The sequence below is a fragment of the Micromonospora sp. NPDC004704 genome, assembly GCF_053601675.1.
The window spans coordinates 85,187-104,493 of the sequence record NZ_JBSGCD010000007.1; the positions used below are offsets into that span (position 1 = coordinate 85,187).

Here is a 19,307-nt window from a genome sequence, read left to right on the forward strand (position 1 = left end):
CGGAAGCAACCGGTACGGTGCGGTGCTTAGTGCAACAGCGACGGCACAGTCAGTGAATGGCTGCCGGGAGGAGCCCATCGATGTCGCGGGAGATCGACGAGGCCTGGGTCGAGGAGGCGGTCGAGCGGTACCGCCGGATCGAGTCGTTGCAGGCCGAGTTCGACCAGGCGGTACGCGCGGTCGAGGTCAGCGTACGGTCGCCGGACGGGCTGGTCGAGGTGGTGGTGACCGCCGCCGGGACGATCACCGACGTCCGTTTCCTGGCCCCGGTCCAGCATCGCGGCAACGCCGAACTGGCCCGCTCGGTGCAGGCGGCGGTGACGGCCGCAGCGGATGCCGCCCGGTGGGCGCGGGAGAAGCTGCACACCGAGACGTTCGGTGCGTACCGGCGGCTGGCGGAGGCCTGAGTGGAGAGTCTGCGTGAACTCGCCAACCGGTTGGACGAGGCGGCCGGCACCCTCACCGCCGCCGGCCGCGAACTGGGCCGGCTCGACCGTACGTCCCCGGCGCCCGGCTCGGACGGGCCGGGGCGGCTGGCCGAGACCGTCCATGCGCTGACCGGGCAGTGGCTGGCCGCGACCGGGGCGCGGGCCACCGAGGCGACGGTGACCGCAGACCGGGTGGCCGACCTCGCCGCCAGACTGCGGGTGGTGGCCGACGGCTACACCGACACCGATGACGCCGCCCGGCGCCGGCACGCCGAGGAGGCGTGATGGACCCGCTGGACCACCTCGCCGGACCAGGATCCGACCTGCTGCGCCGGGTCGACGACCTGCTCGCCGCCGCCGGGGCGCCGGACGACCACCGGATCTGGCCGCTGCTGCGCCGGCTCGGGACACTGCCCGGCGACGCGCTGGGCGAGGTCGTCGCGCTGCGCCCGGCGCCGCTGGCCGCCGCCGGGCATGCCGTACGCACCCTGGTCCGGGAGTACGACCACGCGCGGGCGGACCTGACCGGCGGTGACCCGTGGCAGGGGGCCGGGGCGCAGGCGTACGCGGCGCACCGGGACGCGCTCGCGGCGTACCTCGACGGTGATCCGGAGAGCCTCAGCGGTCGGCTCGAGGCGACCGCCGCGTACGCGGACGCGGTCGACGACTGGGTGGCGCAGAGCCGGCACGCCCTCGCCCGTACGCTCGCCGACGTCCTCGGTTCGGCCGAGGCGGTAGCGGTCGTCACCGGCACCGACTCCGGCACCGCCGCGCTGGCTGCCGCCGAGATCGGTGCGCGGGTGCTGGCGACGGTTAACGAGGCGGATTCGCGGGGCAGGGCACTGCTGCACCAGTGGGCGCCGGAGCTGACCGAGTTGCCGTACCGGGGCCCGGTCGACCCGGGTCCGACCCGGCTCGACGCGACCACCTGGATCTCCGGCTGACGCCGGTGCTCACGGCCCGATGGTGGAAAACAGGTAGGTAAGGACCCGGTGGTTTGGACGTAGGGTGGGCACATGGGGATGCTGTGTGCGGTTAGCTTCACCCGGTACGGGCGTCTCTACTACCTGGACCCGGGTGAGTTCCGGCCGGCGGTCGGGGACAGGGTGCTGGTCCCCACCGACGACGGCACCGAGGTCGCCGAGTGTGTCTGGGCGGCCCAGTGGGTCAGTGACGACACCAGCGGTTTTCCGCGCCTGGCCGGCCTGGCCGGCGAGCCCGACCTGCGTCGCGACGAGCTTCAGCGCAAGCGCAAGGCGGAGGCGAAGGTCGCGGCCAAGCGGCTCATCCGGGAGCACGGGCTGCCGATGAAGGTGATCGCCGTCGACCACGTGCTGGAGTCGCCGGGCGGCACCTCGTCCGGTTCCCGGACCACCGTCTACTTCACCGCGCCGCACCGGGTCGACTTCCGGGCGCTGGTCCGCGACCTCGGCGCGACCCTGCACTGCCGGGTCGAGCTGCGCCAGCTCTCGGCGAGGGACTCGGCGCGGGTGCAGGGTGGCATCGGTTCCTGCGGGCGTGACCTGTGCTGCGCCACCTTCCTGACCGACTTCGAGCCGGTCACCATCCGGATGGCCAAGGACCAGGACCTGCCGCTCAACCCGCTGCGCATCTCCGGTGCCTGCGGCCGGCTGATGTGCTGCCTCAAGTACGAACACCCGCTGTACGCCAACAGCAGCAACTACCCCACCTCCGGTCAGCGGATCGAGACCCCGGACGGCCTGGCGAAGGTGGTGTCCCGTCATCCCCCGAGCGAGACGGTGACGGTCCGGCAGATCGAGGACGGCACCGTCAGGCGGTGCGCCGTGGCCGACGTCTGCGGATCGCGTCGTGCGTACGAGGGCGCCGACCCGAGCTAGGAGTGACCCGCCCCGGCGAGACTGCTGCGTACGGGAAACGCGGCGGCCCGCCATGGCGTTGTCGCGGAAGCAGGTCATGATCCCGTACAACCGCAGGCGGTCCGTCCGGTCACACGTCCACATGCGACGTTGGTAGACGCGGCGTTCTCGGAAGGTGCTCCCGTGATCGCGAAGAGTTCGGCTCGCTATGACCGGCCGAACTCTTCGCGATCATAAACGAGGCCGGAGTCGCTGCTCCAAGCTGTGCCTTGAGGATGCCGGCGGTGCGACTGCGGGCTGCGGTCGATTACTACCCCTGGAGGGGCAGAAAACAACCACAGCCGGCGACGTCACATGGCTTGTCGGGGACGGTGTCACCTTCCAGCCGGCGTGACCAGCGTCGCCGGCCGTGGGTCGTCGTCTCGGCCGAGTTCAGTGCAGGACGACCGGTGGTTCGGCGAGTCGGGCGAGCAGCGGCTGCTCCGGCACCAGCCAGGAGGGGTCCGGCCGACTGTCGTCCGGGTTCACCCGCCACTCGCGACTCACCCGGTCTACGCCGATCGGGTAGATGGTCAGCGAACCGTCCGGGGCGAACCGCATCCGCAGGAAGCTCTTCGCGTCCTCGATCCCCTGCCCCGCGAAGAGTTCGTTGAGGTTCACCCCGAAACACCCGGCCACCAGCAGGTACGCGGCGGTGAGCTGGCTGGCGACGAGCCCGGCGACCGGGGCGTACAGCAGAGCGGCGGCGGCCACCGGAAGCGGCCACGGCCAGTCCCGGAACGGCAGTTGCAGCCAGAGCCAGGCGCCGGCCGCGCCCAGTGCGATGTGGGCGACCCCATGCAGTACGCCGAGCAGGTAGTGCCGGATCTGGCGTTTGCCGCTTGCGGTCGGCGGTTTGGCGAAGAACGCCGCGCCGAGCAGGACGACGGCCAGCATCAGCACCAGCGGGATGCTGAACAGGCCCTGGTCGGTCGAGCTGGCCCGCTGGGTCGCGACCCCGGCGATCGGCAGCATCAGCAGCACGTGCAGGGCGCCGAGCAGGGTGATGAAGCCGGGATTGCGCAGCGGCAACCGGCCGAAGATGCCCCAGGCGTAACGCCGGGACCGGCTCGCCTCCGGGTAGCGGCCGGCGAGGTCGTACTCGCGGGACTGGCTGGCTCGGCGGGCCAGGGTGTCCCGGGGCGGGACCTCGATCCGCTCGGGCAGGTGATGGGTCGGGTAGAGGTACGCGCCGCCGCCACCGCAGTGGATCAACTGGCGATCCGCTCCCTCGTATCGGGCGTAGTGATGGAGATCACCCGAGACGATCAGCCGGACCTGGGCCCCGCTCGGATCGAGCACGGTACGGACGAAGTAGTCGACCGACTCGTACGCCTGCGGGTTGTCCACGGCCTTGACCCAGGTCGGTGCCGGCACCGCCACGATCACCCGCGACTGCGGCCCCAACTCGGCCGCGGCCTGCTCGAAGTACCGCAACTGCGGGTCGTCCAGGTACGTGCCGGACTGCTCGTCCAGGGCGAACAGCCACCAGTCGGACGGCAGCCGTACGGCGAAGTAGGAGCGGGACTGCGGGGTACGCCACCCGCCGATGTTGTCGTCGCGGGAGCGCGCGAACAGGCGCAGGAACGCGGTCAGGCCGTCGTACCAGTCGTGGTTGCCGGGGATCGCGTACAGCGTCGGTTGGGGTCCGGTGGCAGGCGGACACGGCATGGCCGCCTGGTACGGCCCCTTGAACCGCTGCTCGTACGCGGCGCTGCTGGCGGTCGGATAGACCTGGTCGCCACCCATCATCAGCATCTGCCCACGGGGCAGCCGGTGGGAGTCGACCACGAGTTCGGGCTGCGCCAGCAGGTACGCCACCGAGTAGGTCGCGTTGAATCCGTCGCCCAGGTCGGCCACGTAGTCGAGCCACAGCTCCCCTTCTGTGCCCGGCTCCCGGTAGACCTCGCTGGGCAGGGCGTTCTGCAGCTCACGCTTGTCGAGATAGGCGCCGAACAGCAGCGCCAGCAACGTACGCACACCGGTGCTGATCAGCAGTAGGGGCGCCAACCAGGGCACCGGGCGGGCCGGTGTGAAGCCGAGCTCCCGGGGATCGAGGCTGCGCGGCCGGTCTGGCGTGACCGGGTCGGCCCCGGCTGCCTCATCCCTATTCACGGCCGGCAGCCTACTCAACGGCGCCCCACCTCTGCTGTCCGGTACATGACCCTCCGCCCCTTTCTCCCGCCCCTCCCGCCCGCGCTCGCCGCACAATGTAAGTGCGGGTGTCGGCTAGTTGATCACTATCTGTCGTGGATCACGGGGTGAGGGTCGTCCTCGGGGCGAGGGAGGGGAAACCCGTGGAGTGGGCGCGGGGGGCGTGCCGTACACTCGACGGGCGTTGCCGCCTTAGCTCAGTCGGCTAGAGCGACGCACTCGTAATGCGTAGGTCGACGGTTCGATTCCGTCAGGCGGCTCCAGGCATGAGGCCCTGACCAGCAGAAATGCTGGACAGGGCCTCATTTTTATCTATGCGGGCTCGGGTCGTCTCCGCATTCACCCCGATAGCTCCGTATATGTGGTCGGGTCGGACATGCACGGACGTGTCGGGCGGGGACAAGCAACAGATCGGCTAGCCGGTTCTGGCGGGCAGTTCGTTGATGAGCTGTTCGACGCGGGTGCGGATGTCGTCGCGGATGAGGCGTACCGCCGCGATGTCCTGGCCGGCGGGGTCGTCGAGTTGCCAGTCGAGGTAGCGCTTGCCGGGGAAGACGGGGCAGACGTCGCCGCAGCCCATGGTGATGAGGACGTCGGAGGATTCGGCGGTGGCGTGGTCGAGCAGGCGCGGGGTGTTGGCGGTGATGTCGATGCCGACCTCCCGCATTGCCTCGACGGCGACGGGGTTGATCCGGTCGGCGGGTTCGCTCCCGGCGGAGCGGACCTCGACGCTGTCACCGGCGAGGTGGCGTAGCCAACCTGCGGCCATCTGGGAGCGGCCGGCGTTGTGTACGCAGACGAACAGGACGCTGGGCTTGCTCATTGCTGTTGTCTTCCTTCGGCTTCAGGGCCTCCGGCCGCACTGCCGGTGGCTGGACTGCTGGCGGGTGTGTGCGGGACAAGCACCTGGTCGGCGGCCTGACCGCCGCGCGGGTACAGGGTGGGGAGGAGGGCGACGCCGAGGAGGAGGCCGCCGAGTTGGGCGAGGACGAATCCGGGCACCGACGTGGGGCTGATGCCCGCGAAGGTGTCGGTGAACGCCCGACCGAGGGTGACGGCGGGGTTGGCGAAGGACGTGGACGAGGTGAACCAGTAGGCGGCGCCGATGTAGGCGCCGACCGCTGCCGGTGCGACCGCGGAGCGGCCGGAGCGGGCGAGGGCGAAGACCAGCAGGATGAGCCCGGCGGTCGCGATCACCTCGCCGAGCCACAGGTGCCCGGCGGACCGTTCCCTGGTGGACCACTCGACGGCGGGCAGCGCGAACATCAGGTTGGCCACGATCGAGCCACCGATGGCCCCCGCGCTCTGGGCTGCGACGTAACCGCCCAGTTCCCGGGCGGTGAGGCCGGTACGGGTGAGCCGGCCGAGGAACCAGTCGGCGGCGGAGACGACGGGGTTGAAGTGCGCCCCGGACACCGGCCCGAAGATCAGGATGAGCGCGCCCAGGGCGAGGGCGGTCGCGACGGAGTTTTCCAGCAGTTGGAGGCCGACGTCGTCGGGCGACAGGGTGGTGGCCATGATTCCGGAGCCGACGACGGCGGTGACGAGCAGTGCGGTGCCGAGGAATTCGGCGACGAGTCGCCGCCAGGGTGCTTCGGTGGTCATCAGGGTGGTGCTCCGGTTCCGAGGGGTCGGCGGGCTTGACCGGTCCGGATCCGGGCCCACCGTCGATGAGAAGCGCCGCTGCCGTGAGCCGTCCCGCCCACTCCCTACACGGACGCGGGGGCGTCGATCGCGAGGAGGGTCGCGAGTTGTCGCATGATGCCGGGCCGGGCCCGGTAGTAGACCCAGGTGCCACGACGTTCGGCGTCGACCAGGCCGGTGTCCCGGAGGGTCTTCAGGTGATGCGAGATGGTGGGGCCGGTCAGGTCGAAGGCCGGGGTGAGGTCGCAGACGCAGATCTCACCGGACGGCGCTGAGGCGATCATCGACATCAGCTGGAGCCGTACCGGGTCACCGAGGGCTTTGAAGGCGGGAGCGAGTACGGCGGCGGTTTCGGCCGGGATCCGCCGCTCGCTGATCGGCGCACAGCAGGGCACACCGTCGTTGAGGTCGGTGAGGTTGAGAGACGCCGACTGCTTCGACATGCCTCTAGGTTGACAGATATCGAAACAGCGTGCAACTCTCTGATTCGAGCAACGTCGAGACAGCAAACCGCCACCCGTACAGAGGACGTGCCGTGCACCAGACGCGTGCGACATCAACGGACATGCCGGATCGCGCTACGGAGCCGACCGGCAGCCGGCCGCTGTGCGTACGTCCGTTGGCTCCGGCCGACGCGGACATGGTGCTGGCGATCTACCAGGCGGGCCTCGACGGCGGCCAGGCCAGCTTCGAGGTCACCGCCCCCGACTGGGCGACCTTCCATGCCGCCCGGCTACCTGAACACCGGTACGTCGCGACCGACGCGGCCACCGGGAAGGTGCTCGGCTGGGTCGCGGTGTCGGCCGTCTCCGCCCGCCCGGTGTACGCCGGGGTGGTCGAGCACTCCGTCTACGTCGACCCCACCGCCCGCAGGCGGGGAGTGGGTCGGGTCCTGCTCGACACCCTGATCGCCTCGACCGAGGTCGCCGGGATCTGGACCATCCAGTCCGGGGTCTTCCCGGAGAACACCGCCAGCCTCGCGCTGCACCAACGGCTCGGGTTCCGAATTATCGGCACCAGAGAACGCGTCGGCCGGCATCACGGTGCCTGGCGTGACGTCGTGTTGATCGAACGACGTAGCCCCACCATCGGCTGACCACGAGGGCCATCGGTCTCGGGGATCAGTCCAACCTCTTATTTTGAGAAACGTCGAGACAAGGAGTTCGGAATGAGTACCAGCAATCCTGGAACCCTGCCGGTCGCGGTGATCGGCGCCGGCCCGGTCGGTCTGGCCGCCGCCGCGCACCTCGCCGAACGCGGCCTGGACTTCGTGGTCCTGGAAGCCGGTCCGCAGGCTGCCGCCTCGGTCGCCCGATGGGGGCACGTCCGGGTGTTCAGCCCGTGGCGGTACGACATCGACACCGCCGCACGACGGCTTCTCGACGCCGCCGGTTGGACCGTACCCGACCCGGAACTGCTCCCGACCGGTGCGGAACTCGTCGACTCCTACCTGCAACCGCTGGCGAAGCTCCCGGCGATCGCCCCCCACCTGCGCTACGACGCCCGGGTCGTCGCGATCAGCCGGGTCGGCCTCGACCGGGTCCGCTCCCGAGGCCGGGAGGAGACCCCGTTTGTCATCCGGCTCGCCACCGGTGCGGAGTTCCTCGCCCGCGCGGTGATCGACGCTTCGGGCACCTGGGCCACGCCCAACGTCCTCGGCGCCAACGGACTACCGGCACACGGCGAAACCGACACCCCAGGGGTGATCGAGCAGGCGCTGCCGGACGTGCTCGGCGCGGACCGGGACCGTTTCGCCGGTGCCCGGGTACTCGTCGTCGGTGCCGGGCACTCCGCCGCGAACACCCTGCTGAACCTTGCCGACCTCGCCGCCCGGGAACCGGGCACCACCGTGTACTGGGCGATCCGTGCCGCGAACGCCTCCCGGGTCTACGGCGGCGGCGACAACGACGCGCTACCCGCACGGGGCGCTCTCGGAACCCGACTCCACGCTCACGTCGAAGCGGGCCGGATCACCCTGCTCACCGGGTTCTCCGTACACGATGTGCGGGTCACGGAGGGCGGGGTGGAGGTGGTGGCCCTCGACGCCGCCGGCGGTCGACGGGCGGTGACGGTGGACCGGATCGTGGCCGCCACCGGGTTCCGCCCCGATCACACGATCAGCACCGAACTGCGCCTCGATCTCGACCCGATCATGGAGTCGCCCCGTGCGCTCGCTCCGCTGATCGACCCGAACCAGCACTCCTGCGGCACCGTCCCACCACACGGCGCCGACGACCTCGCCCACCCCGAGCCCGGCTTCTACACCGTCGGTATGAAGAGTTACGGCCGCGCACCCACCTTCCTCATGGCCACCGGCTACGAACAGGTCCGGTCGGTCGTCGTCGCCCTCGCCGGAGACTGGGAGGCCGCCCGGGACGTCCGACTCCAACTGCCGGAGACCGGAGTCTGCTCCAGCGACCTGGCCTTCGCCGACGACCCGACCACGGCCCGGTCGGGTGCCGGCTGCGGCCCCACCCCGGCGCCCGAACGCGCAGGGCGGGGACTGGCCACCGGCCTCACCGGCGGGCTGTCGGTCACCCCCCTGCCGCTGGTCGCCATCGGTACCCCCACCGAGTCCACCGGTGGCTGCTGCGGCTGATCCACGCCCGGCGCCGCCCGTACCGGACGGTCCGGTTCCAGTCGTCGGATGAGGGTGGACGGCGCGCTTTACGGTGTCGGGTAAGGCATCGCGGCATGGCCAGCCGTCCAATGTCGACTGTCGGGGCTCGTCGTTAACATGATCATCCGCGCCGCTGCCGCGTCGTGGGTACGACGACACCCGTGGGCGAGGGCCCGCCGGTCCACCGCGAGATACCGGGACCGTTTCACACCCGTCACGACCGGTAGCGACGCTCGCCCTCCACTCACCCCTCACCACCCCTAGGAGATCCATGTCCGATCCGATCCTGCACGTGGTCGCCCACGAGGACGACGATCTGCTGTTCCTCAGTACGGACCTGGCCGACACGATCCGCTCCGGCACTGCCACGATCACCGCCTTCCTGACCGCCGGTCAGCTCTCCGGCCTCGGCACCGCGGAGGGGGAGCGGGCCCGCAACCGGCAACGCGGCATCCAGGACGCGTACGCGGTGATGGCCGGGGTCACACCGGCCGGGAACCAGGCGGAGTGGAACCACGACGTGATCAGCATCAACGGGAGGCAGATCGAGCGGTACATGCTGAAGGGTGCGCGCGTACACCTGATCTTCGTCGGGCTGCGTGACGGCGAACTCGACGACCTGTACGCGGGCACCCCGCACCGGACCGTCATCCCCGACGGGGGAGCGGGGGTGCCCCAGTACACGTACAACAGGGCGGACGTGGTGGCGCTGATCGCCGGCCTGGTCGCCTTCTACCCGATAGGCGAGGTGCGGACGCTCGACCCGCTGCCGGAATCCCGGTACTCGCCACCGGACCACGGCGATCACGTGACCACGGCCCGACTCGTGACGGAGGCGGTGACGCAGGTTTCGGTGACGTCGTACCGCGCGTACAGCATCGGGTCACTGCCGATGAACCTGCCGCCCGACCAGGCGACCCGGAAGCTGGCCGCCTTCGACGCCTACCGGGTCTACGACCCGGCCGCCGCGACGCTCGGTTGGACCGAGCGGATGGTCTACCGGTGGCCCCGGGGTACGACCTGGATCGGGCGCAACGCCGACGGCCGGTTGCAGGTGTTCACCGTCCGGCAGGGCCAGGTGTTCACCTGGTGGCAGCTCGCCGGCGGGGGCTGGTCGCAGCCGGTTTTCCTGGCCAACGCGGGCGGCCCCCTGGCGCCGACCCTCACCGTCGGCCACAACGTGGACGGCCGGATGGAGCTGTTCGCCCGGCGACTGTCGGACCACCGGATCGTGGTCCTCTGGCAGACCGCCGTGAACAGCGCGTGGTCGAGCGCCTGGGCCGACCTGGGCAACCACAACGCGGCCCTGCCGAACGCAAACCAGATGGGCGCGCCGACCGCCGCCCGGCACGCCGACGGGCGGCTGTGCCTGTTCGTCAAGAACGGCGGTGGCGGGGTCAGCGTGAAGTCCCAGCCCGCACCCGGCGACGGCTGGGGTGCCTGGGTCGACCTGGGTGGCACCGACGTACAGGACGGGATCAGCGCCGTACTGAATCCGACCGGTTGTCTCGAGGTGTTCGCCGCCACCCGGGCCAAGGTCCTGCACTGGTACCAGTCGGTACCGAACGGCCCGCTGATCCGCAACGAGGTCCTGCCGTCGATGGTCCCGGCGAGCGCGCCGAGCGCGGTGGTCGGTGCCGACGGACGGGTCCGGGTCGTCTACCGCCGCGGGGGCGGTACCGACGTCGCGGTCAGCGTCCAGGCCTCGCCCGGCGGCGGTTGGCTGCCGCCGGTGGCCGCGCCCGGTCCCGGTGGCGTCGGGCAACTCGCCACCGTCGTGCACGGCAACCAGCTGTACGCCTTCGCGCGCGACGCCGCCTCCGGGGTGTCCGTCGCCCAACTCGGGGCCGACAGCGTGCCCGGGGCCTGGACCAGCCTCGGCGGGACCGTCGAAACCCCGGCGGTCGTGGTTACCGGTACCGGGCCACAGGTGTTCGCCGCTCGGGCGGGGGCGCTCGCGTACCGGTCCTGGCCCGCCGAGAGCGGCTGGTCGTCACTGTCCTGATCCGCCGGGAACGATCGTGACCGGTGCCGAGGGCGCAGCCTGACGGCCTGCCCGGCCGGTGGCATCCCGCCACCGGTCGGGCGGCGCGTCGCGAGGACGCGCTGGGCGTGCCCCGGACCGGCCGGATATCCGGCAACGATCGGGTTTGTCCAGGTCACAGCCGGGTACGGGCCCAGCGCGGGACAGCCCGCGGAGCTGGGAGGCGTCCATGGAGAGCCGGATCAAATCGCTGGGTCATCCGGTGCACCCGATGTTGGTCATGTTCCCGGTAGCGCTCTTCGTGACCGCGGTGATCTTCGACTTCGCCGACATCGTCGGTGGCCCGAGGTACCTCGGCGAGGTGGCGTACTGGAACATCCTGGTCGGGTTGATCGGCGGCGTCCTGGCCGCGGGGGCCGGCGCGGTCGACCTGCTGGCGATCCCGACCGGCACCCGGGCCAAGCGGATCGGGGTGAGCCACGCGGCGGTCAACATCGCGGTGCTCCTGCTCTTCGCCGCGATCTGGACCGTACGGCTCACCGCCGACCAGCGCGGTGCCGGTGGCGCCATTTTCGCGATCGAGGTGGTCGCGCTTGGCGCGGTCGGACTCGGCGCCTGGTTCGGCGGTGAACTGGTCGACCGGCTCGGCGTCGGGATCGACAGGGATGCGGGGCTGAACGCCTCCAGCTCGTTGAGCCCGGCCCCGGCGGACGGCATGGGCCGGATGGGGGACGCCCGATGAGCCAACCCGTGCAGGCCGGGCTCGATCGTGGCCGGGAGGCGGTGACCGGGCTGCGGGCGTTCCGCGCCGAGCTGGGCCGGATGGTGAACTCGGCACTGGCCGGTGTCGGCGGCGGCCCGCCGGACGTGGAGCTGGTGGACAGCGACGACGGCTGGTACGTGGTCGCCCGGCTGCCGGGGGTGGCGCCGGAAGAGGTGGCGCTCGAGGTCGACGGGCGGGACCTGTGCGTACGGGCCCGGTCCGAGGAAGAGGTGAACGCCGACAGCGGGATGCCCGGCTCCGGTTCGCGGGTACGGGCGTTCGAGCACCGGGTCCGGCTGCCGGGTGAGGTCGACCTGGACCGGATCGACGCGGTGATGGACCACGGGCTGCTCACGGTGGCGTTACCGAAGGCGGACCGGTCCGGTCGCCGTACGATCACCGTCGGCCGGCGCTACCCGTCGAGCCGGTCCACCCCGGCCGGAACCAGCGGTGCCGCGACAACGGGTGCGACAACGGGTGCGACAGCCGGTGGGGGCAGTACGGCCCTGCCCGCCGGTGCGGCTGCCCGCCGGGTCGGTGAGGCGGCGTTGACCGCGGGCAGTTCGGCCCGTACCGGCGGCGGGATGACCGGGAGCACCGACGATCCGGCGGCCGACCGGGAACTGCACCAGCCCGAGGCGGGTACGAGCCAGCCGGCCCGACGTCACTTCGGCTGAGCGGCGTCCGCGCTGATGATCGGCCGGGTACGGGACCTGGTGCCGGATGTCGAGCGGATCGCCGTACTCCGGGCGAACGCGCTGGGTGACTTCATTTTCGCGCTGCCCGCCCTGGAGGCCCTGCGGGCCGGTTACCCGGACGCCGAACTGGTCCTGATCGGGGCACCCTGGCACGTCGGCCTGCTCGCCGACCGGCCGGGACCGGTGGACCGGGTGCTGGTGGTGCCACCGGCCGAGGGGATCCGGACCGCCGGGCCGGACGAGCCGGCACCCTCCGCGACCGCGATGGCGGAGTTCCTGGCCGCCGCCCGCGAGGAACGGTTCGACCTGGCCCTCCAGATGCACGGTGGTGGGGGAAACTCGAACCCGATCGTCACCGGGCTCGGTGCCCGGGTCACCGCCGGGCTGCGCGCCGAGGGTGCGCCGGAGCTGGACCGGTGGCTGCGGTACGTGTTCTACCAGCCCGAGGTCTTCCGCTACCTGGAGGTCGCCGGCCTGGTCGGGGTGAGCCCGGCGACGGTGAGCCCGCGACTGCACGTGACTCCGGCGGACCTGGCCGAGGTCCGGTCGCTCCTCGGTGAGCCGGGCCGCCCACGGATCGCCCTGCATCCGGGTGCCAGTGATCCGCGTCGACGCTGGCCGGCGGAGCGGTTCGCCGAGGTGGCCGATCGGTTGGTCGCCGACGGGTACGAGGTGTTCGTGACCGGTACGCCGCAGGAGCGGGAGCTGGCCGGACAGGTGGTCGACGCGGCGCGCGTACCGGTGCGATCGCTGGCCGGGGAGTTGTCGCTCGGCGGGCTGCTCGGGTTCTACAGCGGCTGCGCCGTGGTGATCGCGAACGACACCGGTCCGGTGCACGTCGCGGCGGCGGTCGGTACGCCGACCGTCGGCATCTTCTGGGTCGGCAACCTGATCAACTGCGCCACCCCGTTACGGGCCCGGCACCGGCCGATCGGCTCCTGGACGATCAACTGCCCGGAGTGCGGGGTCGACTGCAGCCGGGGGATCTATCCGGCCCGCCCCGGTGCCGGTGACTGCCCGCACCGGGTTTCCTTCGTCACCGACGTGCCCGTGGTGGAGGTGCTGGAGGCGGTCGCCGACCTGACCGACGCCGAGTGACCCTGCCGCACACCGGTTCGAGGGCGGCTTGCTCACACCGGTTCGAGGGCGGCTTGCTTACATCGGTTCGAGGGCGGCCTGGGTTTCGAGCGACGCGGCCTGTGGTTCCAACGAGGCCGGTCGGGTCTCCGTCGCCTCCACCGGCAGCTCGGCGGACCGATCGGCTGACCGGTCCAGCGGCTGGTCCGTGGACCGGTTCGCCCGCGCCTCCACCTGGTCCGCAGACTGCTCGGCGAGGACGATCTCCCATGCCTCGACCGGGCGGTCGGTGACCGTGGTCGGTGCCTCCAGGTGGTAGGCCCCGCTGGGCAGGATGCCGGCTCCGCCGTACCGGCTCATCACGGCGAGCTGGGCGGCCACGTCCTCGCCCTGGTGCTTCTCCGGTAGCCGGCGCCAGAAGTCGAAGCCGCCCGAGGCGTGCAGCCGGAGCCGGTCGTAGAGCACGCACCCGCCGATCCAGGAGACCTTGTACGCCCGCCACTGGCCGGGTGCCAGGCCCACCGCCTCGGTGACGTGCAGGAGGTTCGCGGCGGGGTGGATCCTGGCCCGGTCCCATTCCGGGGTGCCGGGACGGATCTCCTCCGGGACCGGCTGCCCGTCCCACTCCTGGTAGTGCCGGTGCGTCTCCGGCCGTACGTCGTCCACATAGGACAACCCGTGTACGGCGTTGCCGACGAACCCGCAGTCCAGCTCCCCGATGGCGTCGACCAGCCGCTGCACCGCGTCCGGTTCGAGCCACACGTCGTCGTCGAGGAAGAGGACGTACCGGGCGAGTGACTGGTCGAGCAGGTACGCGCGGTGTTCGGCCAGCCCACGCCGGGGCAGCCGCCGGGTGAGCAGCACCGGGTGCCCCCGGTGGCGGAGTACGCGTACGGTCGCCGCGACGGCGGGCTGGGCCCACGGGGGGCTGCCCCCGGACTGGTCGCTGACCACCACCCCGAACCCGTCGGGCCCGCCCTGGGCGGCCAGCCCGGCCAGGGTGACGGCCAGTTCGGCCGGGCGGTTCCGGGTCGGTACGAGCACGTCCAGCAGCCGGTCGGTACGGAACTCCGCCGCGTCGTCCGAGGCCAGCGGCCGGTTCACGACGGGCGGGCGGCTCACGGCGTACTGCCGGTCGGGCTGTCGGCGAGGAACGGCTCCTGGTCGTCGCTCGCGGCAGGAGCCCGCCCGTTCACGGTCTGGGAGCGGATGCGGTCGATGATCGCGGATGTGGATCGATCTGGGACGTAACCGAGGGTCCGGACCTGACCGCCGAGGCGGCGTACCAGCGGGGCCTCGGGGACCATCTCGGGCGGGTAGTCGCCGCCCTTGACGTACACGTCGGGCCGGACCGTCTCGATCAGGGCGGCCGGGGAGTCCTCCTCGAAGACCACCACGTGGTCCACGCAGGCGAGCGCGGCGAGCACCGCGACCCGGTCCTCGACCGGGTTCACCGGCCGGTCGGCGCCCTTGAGCCGGCGCACGCTGTCGTCCGAGTTGACCGCCACCACCAGCACGTCGCCGAGCTGGCGGGCCTGGTCGAGGTAGCGGACGTGACCCCGGTGCAGGACGTCGAAGCAGCCGTTGGTGAAGACCACCGACCGGCCGTCGCGGCGGTGTCGGGCGATCAGCGCGTCGAGTCCGCCGTGGTCGACCACCGCCGGCGCCCGTTCGCCGTCGCCGCCGGTCGACCCCAGAGCGGCAAGCAGATCCTCGCGTACGCAGACACAGGTGCCCATCCCGGCGACGGTGCTGGTGGCGGCGAGTTGGGCGAGTCGGGCGGCTGTCGGCAGTGGTGCGCCCGCGGCCAGGGCCAGGGTCATCGCGGCCAGGTACGCGTCTCCCGCGCCGACCGCGTAGCTGGCCGGGACCGGGGTGGCGTGGCTGCGCCGGGGCTCGCCGTCGGCGCCACCGACCACCGCCCCGTCGGTGTCCAGGGTCACCGCCACCACGTCCGCCCCGGTACGTTCCCGGATCTCGGCGAGGTGGGACCGGGCCACTCCGGCCCGATCGGTGCCGGAGTGGACGGTGCTCTCGGTGAACCCGCGCGGCCGGTCCGGCAGCGGCGGTACAACCTCCGTCACCACCGTCGGCATCTCCACCGTCGGCGTCTGCCCCGCCGCCAGTCGCACCGCCGGTGCTTCGACGGGGTCAGCGGAAGGGGCGGCAGGGGCCTTGTTCGCGGAGTTGAGCAGGCGGGTGGCCTCGGCGAAGCTCGGCGTCACCACGGTCGGGGCGAGCCCGCGCCAGTAGGCCAGGTCGTGCGCGTCGAGGGCCACGGTGCCGAACAGGTCCCGGTGCTCGACCAGCCAGGCGCGGATCGGTTCGGGCAGGGCGCCGAGACCGTAGTCGCAGATCACCAGCGTCGGCGGTTGGCCGGTCACCTCGCGCAGTTCCTCGGTGGCGCTGGCCAGGGTGCCGAGCAGTCGCTGCACCCCGTCGTCGCAGAGCCGGTCGTCCCGGTCACCCTCGTCCTCGCGTACCAGGATCTGGTCGGCGGCGAGGATCCGTCGTTTCACCGGTGTCCTGCGGCCGGTCTGGGAGACCGTACGGTCCCAGACCCCGGCCCGGTCCAGGCAGTCGTGGAGTTCGTCGCCGGCCACGTCGGCGCCGACCGGTGCGACCAGGGACGCCCGGCCACCGAGCGCGCTCAGGTTCACCGCGGTGTTCGCGGCGCCACCGGCGGCGGTGATCCGCCGTCGCAGGGTGAGTACGGGGGCGGGCGCCTCCCGGCAGAGCCGGTCGGAATCGGCGAACCGCCACTCGTCGAGCATCGCGTCGCCGACCACCAGCACGCCACGCCCGAGCCAGCTCTCGACCACATCGGCAAGTCGCCGATCTTCCTCTGCTCCGGTCACCATGCCGGCGGGTCCCCGCTGTCGGCAGCACCAAACCGGCAGCCCGGCGACGCCGGGGGGTTCTGGCGGTGTTCGTACCCGATCGGGGTTATCCGACGGTGCTCGCCGGCGTGGTCGCGGCGGCGGCCCAGGCGGCGTCCTCGGCCTCCTTGCGGGCCAGGCCGTCGCGCCCGTCGTAGCGGAGGAACTTCGGCAGCGCGGCGGCCAGGGCGATCGTGCCGACCACGCAGAGCAGGCCGCCGGAGACGATCGAGCCGTTCACGCCGAGCCACCGGGCGGCCAGCCCGGAGCGCAACTGGCCGAGCAGCGGACCGGTGGAGTAGGACAGCATCTCGATCCCGGCCAGCCGGCCGCGCAGGTGGTCGGGGATGGTCTGGTTCCAGATGATCATCCGGAACAGCCCGGAGACCATGTCGGCGGCGCCGGCCAGGGCGAGCAGGACCAGGGCCAGCCAGAGCGAGTCGACCAGCCCGAAGGCGAGGATGGCCAGCCCCCACGCCCCGGCGGCGAGCACCACCATCAGCCCGTGCCGGTGCACCTGCCGGGTCCAGCCCGAGCCGAGCGTGGCGAGCAGCGAGCCGACCGCCGGTGCGGCGTAGAGCAGCCCGAGTACGGCCGGTCCGCCGAGCTTGTCGGCCATGAACGGGTAGAGCGCCTGCGGCATGCCGAAGAACATCGCGTTGATGTCGACCAGGTAGGTGCCGAGCAGTTCGGGGCGGCTGCGGGCGTACCGCAGGCCGGTGAGGACCGAACGTACCGACGGGCGGTCGGCGGCCGGTGGCGGCGGGACCGCCCGTACCAGGGCCAGGCAGGCGAGCGAGGCGGCGAAGGTGGCCAGGTCGATGGCGTACACCCAGGCCAGGTCGACCGAGGCGATCAGGACCCCGGCCAGTGCCGGCCCGGCGAGCTGGGCGACCTGCATCCGCAGCGAGTTGAGGGCGCTCGCCGCCGGGATCTCGGCCGGGGTGACCAGTCGCGGGGTCAACCCCTCCATCGCCGGGCGTTGCAGTCCGTCGACGGCTGCGGTCAGCCCGGCGACCAGGTAGAGCAGCCACAGGTGCGGCTGGTCGGACAGCGAGTTGACCAGCAGCACCCCGCAGAGCAGGGTCAGCCCGATCTCGCCGCCGAGCACCAAGCGGCGCCGGTCCAGGTAGTCGGCGAGCGCGCCGCCGACAAAACCCATCAGGAGCAGGGGTACGAGTTCCACCACCCCGAGCAGGCCGACCAGCAGCGGATCCTTCGTCATCTCGTACACCTGGTACGGGACGGTGACGTACGTGATGAACGACCCGAAGCCGGAGATGCCGGCGGCCGAGAAGACCAGCCGGAAGTCGCGGGACGTACGCAGTGGGGTGAGGTCCAGCGCCAGGCGCCGGAGCAGGCCGGTCTTCACCTCGCGGATCGTCCCGGATCGACGCGTCGCCGTCGAGTGGGTTTCCGCTGGTACAGCGTTCTCCCAGGATTCGCTGATCTTTGGGATGTCAGGGATCACATACTTGCCGGCCGGTAAGTAGGTCGGCGGGTACGGATGGAAGAGTCGCCACCCGCCAGGCATGTTCCGTGCCGGCGGGGGGAGAAAGCACGATGACGACCGCCGAAAACACCCGGCCGACGCTGAGTCACCGGCAGATCCTGCTCCTGATGAGCGGCCTGATGACCGGCATGCTGCTGGCCGCCCTGGACCAGACGATCGTCGGTACGGCACTGCCGACGATCGTGGGTGAGCTGGGCGGGATCAACCACTACTCGTGGGTGGTGACCGCGTACCTGTTGGCGTCGACCGCCTCCACCCCGCTGTACGGCAAGATGGCCGACCTGTACGGGCGCCGTCCGGTCTTCCTCTTCTCGATCGGCACGTTCCTGGTCGGCTCGGCCCTCGCCGGGCTCTCCCAGGACATGACCCAGCTCATCATCACGAGGGCGATCCAGGGCATCGGCGCCGGTGGTCTGCTGACCCTGGCCTTCACCATCATCTCGGACGTGGTGGCACCCCGCGAGCGCGGTCGCTACCAGGGGTTGTTCGGTGCGGTCTTCGGGATCGCCTCGGTCGCCGGCCCGCTGGTCGGCGGTTACTTCGCCGAGCACAACTGGCGCTGGATCTTCTACATCAACGTGCCGCTCGCGATCGTGGCGATCATCGTCAGCTTCTACGTGATGCGGCTGATCCCGTTCACCAAGCGGCAGCACACGGTCGACTGGCTCGGCGCCGGCCTGCTGGTGGCCTCGGTCAGCTCGCTCCTGCTCGCACTGAGCTGGGGCGGCAACGAGTACGCCTGGGCCTCGCCGCTGATCCTCGCCCTGTTCGCGGTCGGTGCGCTGCTCGCGGTGGTCTTCCTGTGGCAGGAGTCCCGGGTCTCCGAGCCGATCCTGCCGCTCGGGCTGTTCCGTCGCCGTACCTTCGCGCTCGGCAACGCCGCCTCGTTCATCCTCGGCCTGGTGATGTTCGGGTCGATCATCTTCATCCCGCTGTACCTGCAGATCGTCAAGGGCGCGTCGCCGACCAACAGCGGTCTGCTGATGCTGCCGATGATGGCCGGGATCATCGTCACCTCGGTGCTCACCGGTCGGGCGATCAGCCGGATCGGCCGGTACAAGTGGTTCCCGGTGGCCGGCGCGGTGCTGCTGGTGCTCGGCATGCTGCTCTTCACCCAGCTCCAGGTGCGCTCCACGCTCTGGCTGGCGTTCCTCTACATGGTGATCATCGGCATCGGGCTCGGGCTCTGCATGCAGTCGCTGATCCTCGGGGTGCAGAACTCGGTCGAGGTACGCGACCTCGGCGCGGGCACGTCCACCGTGACCTTCTTCCGCTCGCTCGGCGGTTCGTTCGGGGTGGCCATCCTCGGCACCCTGCTCTCCACCCGGCTGACCGGTGGACTCACCGACCGGCTGCCGACGGCACTGTCCAAGCTGCCACCTGAGCAGCAGGCCCCGATCGACCCGAGCACGTTCTCCATCAACGAACCGGCGAAGATCATGGCGCTGCCGGACCCGCTCCGCGACGCCGTACAGCAGAGCTTCGTCAGCGGGCTGCACCTGGTCTTCCTGGTCGCCGGCCTGATCGCGGTCGTGGCGGTGGTGCTCACCGTCCTGATGCCGAACGCGGAACTGCGCGGTGCCGGTAGCGCCGGCACGCCCCTGGACAAGGAGTCGCACGACGACGCCGCCACCGACATGGAAGCCAACGCCCAGACGATGATCTAGCCG

Annotated in this window: 17 protein-coding genes, 1 tRNA gene and 1 pseudogene; 12 read left to right on the forward strand and 7 right to left on the reverse strand. The window is 71.3% G+C overall.

Features of this window, described 5'->3' with window-relative positions; all coding sequences use genetic code 11:
• The first annotated feature begins 80 nt into the window (after positions 1-80).
• From ACWEFB_RS11835 to ACWEFB_RS11850, 4 genes are all read left to right on the forward strand, one after another.
• Positions 81-407, forward strand: a complete 327-nt coding sequence (locus ACWEFB_RS11835) for a YbaB/EbfC family nucleoid-associated protein (protein WP_452284719.1) — start codon at positions 81-83, stop codon at positions 405-407.
• Positions 408-713 carry a hypothetical protein gene (locus ACWEFB_RS11840; protein ID WP_452284721.1) on the forward strand — a complete coding sequence of 102 codons (306 nt, stop codon included), beginning with the start codon at positions 408-410 and terminating at the stop codon, positions 711-713.
• Positions 713-1,372 carry a hypothetical protein gene (locus ACWEFB_RS11845; protein ID WP_452284723.1) on the forward strand — a complete coding sequence of 220 codons (660 nt, stop codon included), beginning with the start codon at positions 713-715 and terminating at the stop codon, positions 1,370-1,372. The genes ACWEFB_RS11840 and ACWEFB_RS11845 overlap by 1 nt, the downstream gene beginning before the upstream one ends.
• A 72-nt stretch (positions 1,373-1,444) precedes the next feature.
• Positions 1,445-2,287 carry a PSP1 domain-containing protein gene (locus ACWEFB_RS11850; protein ID WP_326561361.1) on the forward strand — a complete coding sequence of 281 codons (843 nt, stop codon included), beginning with the start codon at positions 1,445-1,447 and terminating at the stop codon, positions 2,285-2,287.
• A gap of 411 nt (positions 2,288-2,698) precedes the next feature.
• On the opposite strand, the gene ACWEFB_RS11855 is transcribed toward ACWEFB_RS11850, so the two are convergent.
• Positions 2,699-4,516 carry a metallophosphoesterase family protein gene (locus ACWEFB_RS11855; RefSeq protein ID WP_452284725.1) on the reverse strand — a complete coding sequence of 606 codons (1,818 nt, stop codon included), beginning with the start codon at positions 4,514-4,516 and terminating at the stop codon, positions 2,699-2,701.
• A 129-nt stretch (positions 4,517-4,645) separates the two neighbouring features.
• On the opposite strand from ACWEFB_RS11855, the gene ACWEFB_RS11860 reads away from it, so the two are divergent.
• Positions 4,646-4,722, forward strand: a tRNA-Thr gene (locus ACWEFB_RS11860).
• Positions 4,723-4,874: 152 nt separating this feature from the next.
• Here the strand turns inward: ACWEFB_RS11860 and ACWEFB_RS11865 are convergent.
• From ACWEFB_RS11865 to ACWEFB_RS11875, 3 genes are all read right to left on the reverse strand, one after another.
• On the reverse strand, positions 4,875-5,282 hold the full coding sequence (locus tag ACWEFB_RS11865) for an arsenate reductase ArsC (protein WP_452284727.1): 408 nt from the start codon (positions 5,280-5,282) through the stop codon (positions 4,875-4,877).
• The gene (locus ACWEFB_RS11870; protein WP_452284729.1) at positions 5,279-6,064 is read right to left on the reverse strand and encodes an aquaporin; all 786 of its coding nucleotides are present in this window, start codon (positions 6,062-6,064) and stop codon (positions 5,279-5,281) included. Before ACWEFB_RS11870 ends, ACWEFB_RS11865 begins: the two co-directional genes overlap by 4 nt.
• Before the next feature lie 104 nt (positions 6,065-6,168).
• Entirely contained in the window at positions 6,169-6,546 is a 378-nt protein-coding gene (locus ACWEFB_RS11875; protein ID WP_452284731.1) for an ArsR/SmtB family transcription factor, read from the reverse strand.
• A gap of 122 nt (positions 6,547-6,668) precedes the next feature.
• On the opposite strand from ACWEFB_RS11875, the gene ACWEFB_RS11880 reads away from it, so the two are divergent.
• The 6 genes from ACWEFB_RS11880 to ACWEFB_RS11905 all read left to right on the forward strand — a co-directional run bounded on the left by ACWEFB_RS11880 (position 6,669) and on the right by ACWEFB_RS11905 (position 13,266).
• The gene (locus tag ACWEFB_RS11880; RefSeq protein ID WP_452284733.1) at positions 6,669-7,199 is read left to right on the forward strand and encodes an N-acetyltransferase family protein; all 531 of its coding nucleotides are present in this window, start codon (positions 6,669-6,671) and stop codon (positions 7,197-7,199) included.
• A gap of 72 nt (positions 7,200-7,271) precedes the next feature.
• The gene (locus ACWEFB_RS11885) at positions 7,272-8,702 is read left to right on the forward strand and encodes an FAD-dependent oxidoreductase (RefSeq protein ID WP_452284735.1); all 1,431 of its coding nucleotides are present in this window, start codon (positions 7,272-7,274) and stop codon (positions 8,700-8,702) included.
• Positions 8,703-8,994: 292 nt separating this feature from the next.
• Positions 8,995-10,728, forward strand: a complete 1,734-nt coding sequence (locus ACWEFB_RS11890; RefSeq protein ID WP_452284737.1) for a PIG-L family deacetylase — start codon at positions 8,995-8,997, stop codon at positions 10,726-10,728.
• A gap of 208 nt (positions 10,729-10,936) precedes the next feature.
• Positions 10,937-11,449 carry a DUF2231 domain-containing protein gene (locus ACWEFB_RS11895; RefSeq protein ID WP_452284738.1) on the forward strand — a complete coding sequence of 171 codons (513 nt, stop codon included), beginning with the start codon at positions 10,937-10,939 and terminating at the stop codon, positions 11,447-11,449.
• Positions 11,446-12,147, forward strand: coding sequence for an Hsp20/alpha crystallin family protein (locus ACWEFB_RS11900; RefSeq protein WP_452284740.1), 702 nt, complete (start codon positions 11,446-11,448; stop codon positions 12,145-12,147). The genes ACWEFB_RS11895 and ACWEFB_RS11900 overlap by 4 nt, the downstream gene beginning before the upstream one ends.
• 15 nt (positions 12,148-12,162) lie before the next feature.
• A complete protein-coding gene (locus ACWEFB_RS11905; RefSeq protein ID WP_452284742.1) occupies positions 12,163-13,266 on the forward strand; it encodes a glycosyltransferase family 9 protein in 1,104 nt (367 codons plus the stop codon).
• 228 nt (positions 13,267-13,494) lie between these two features.
• Here ACWEFB_RS11905 and ACWEFB_RS11910 read toward each other — a convergent pair.
• The 3 genes and pseudogenes from ACWEFB_RS11910 to ACWEFB_RS11920 form a co-directional block, all read right to left on the reverse strand.
• Positions 13,495-14,349 (reverse strand): annotated as a pseudogene (locus ACWEFB_RS11910) (glycosyltransferase family A protein); the annotation flags it as partial.
• A 14-nt stretch (positions 14,350-14,363) separates the two neighbouring features.
• Entirely contained in the window at positions 14,364-16,106 is a 1,743-nt protein-coding gene (rfaE2, locus tag ACWEFB_RS11915) for a D-glycero-beta-D-manno-heptose 1-phosphate adenylyltransferase (RefSeq protein WP_452284744.1), read from the reverse strand.
• Between the two features lie 85 nt (positions 16,107-16,191).
• Entirely contained in the window at positions 16,192-17,496 is a 1,305-nt protein-coding gene (locus ACWEFB_RS11920) for an MFS transporter (protein ID WP_452284746.1), read from the reverse strand.
• Between the two features lie 191 nt (positions 17,497-17,687).
• On the opposite strand from ACWEFB_RS11920, the gene ACWEFB_RS11925 reads away from it, so the two are divergent.
• A complete protein-coding gene (locus ACWEFB_RS11925; RefSeq protein ID WP_452284748.1) occupies positions 17,688-19,304 on the forward strand; it encodes an MDR family MFS transporter in 1,617 nt (538 codons plus the stop codon).
• Positions 19,305-19,307: the final 3 nt, after the last annotated feature.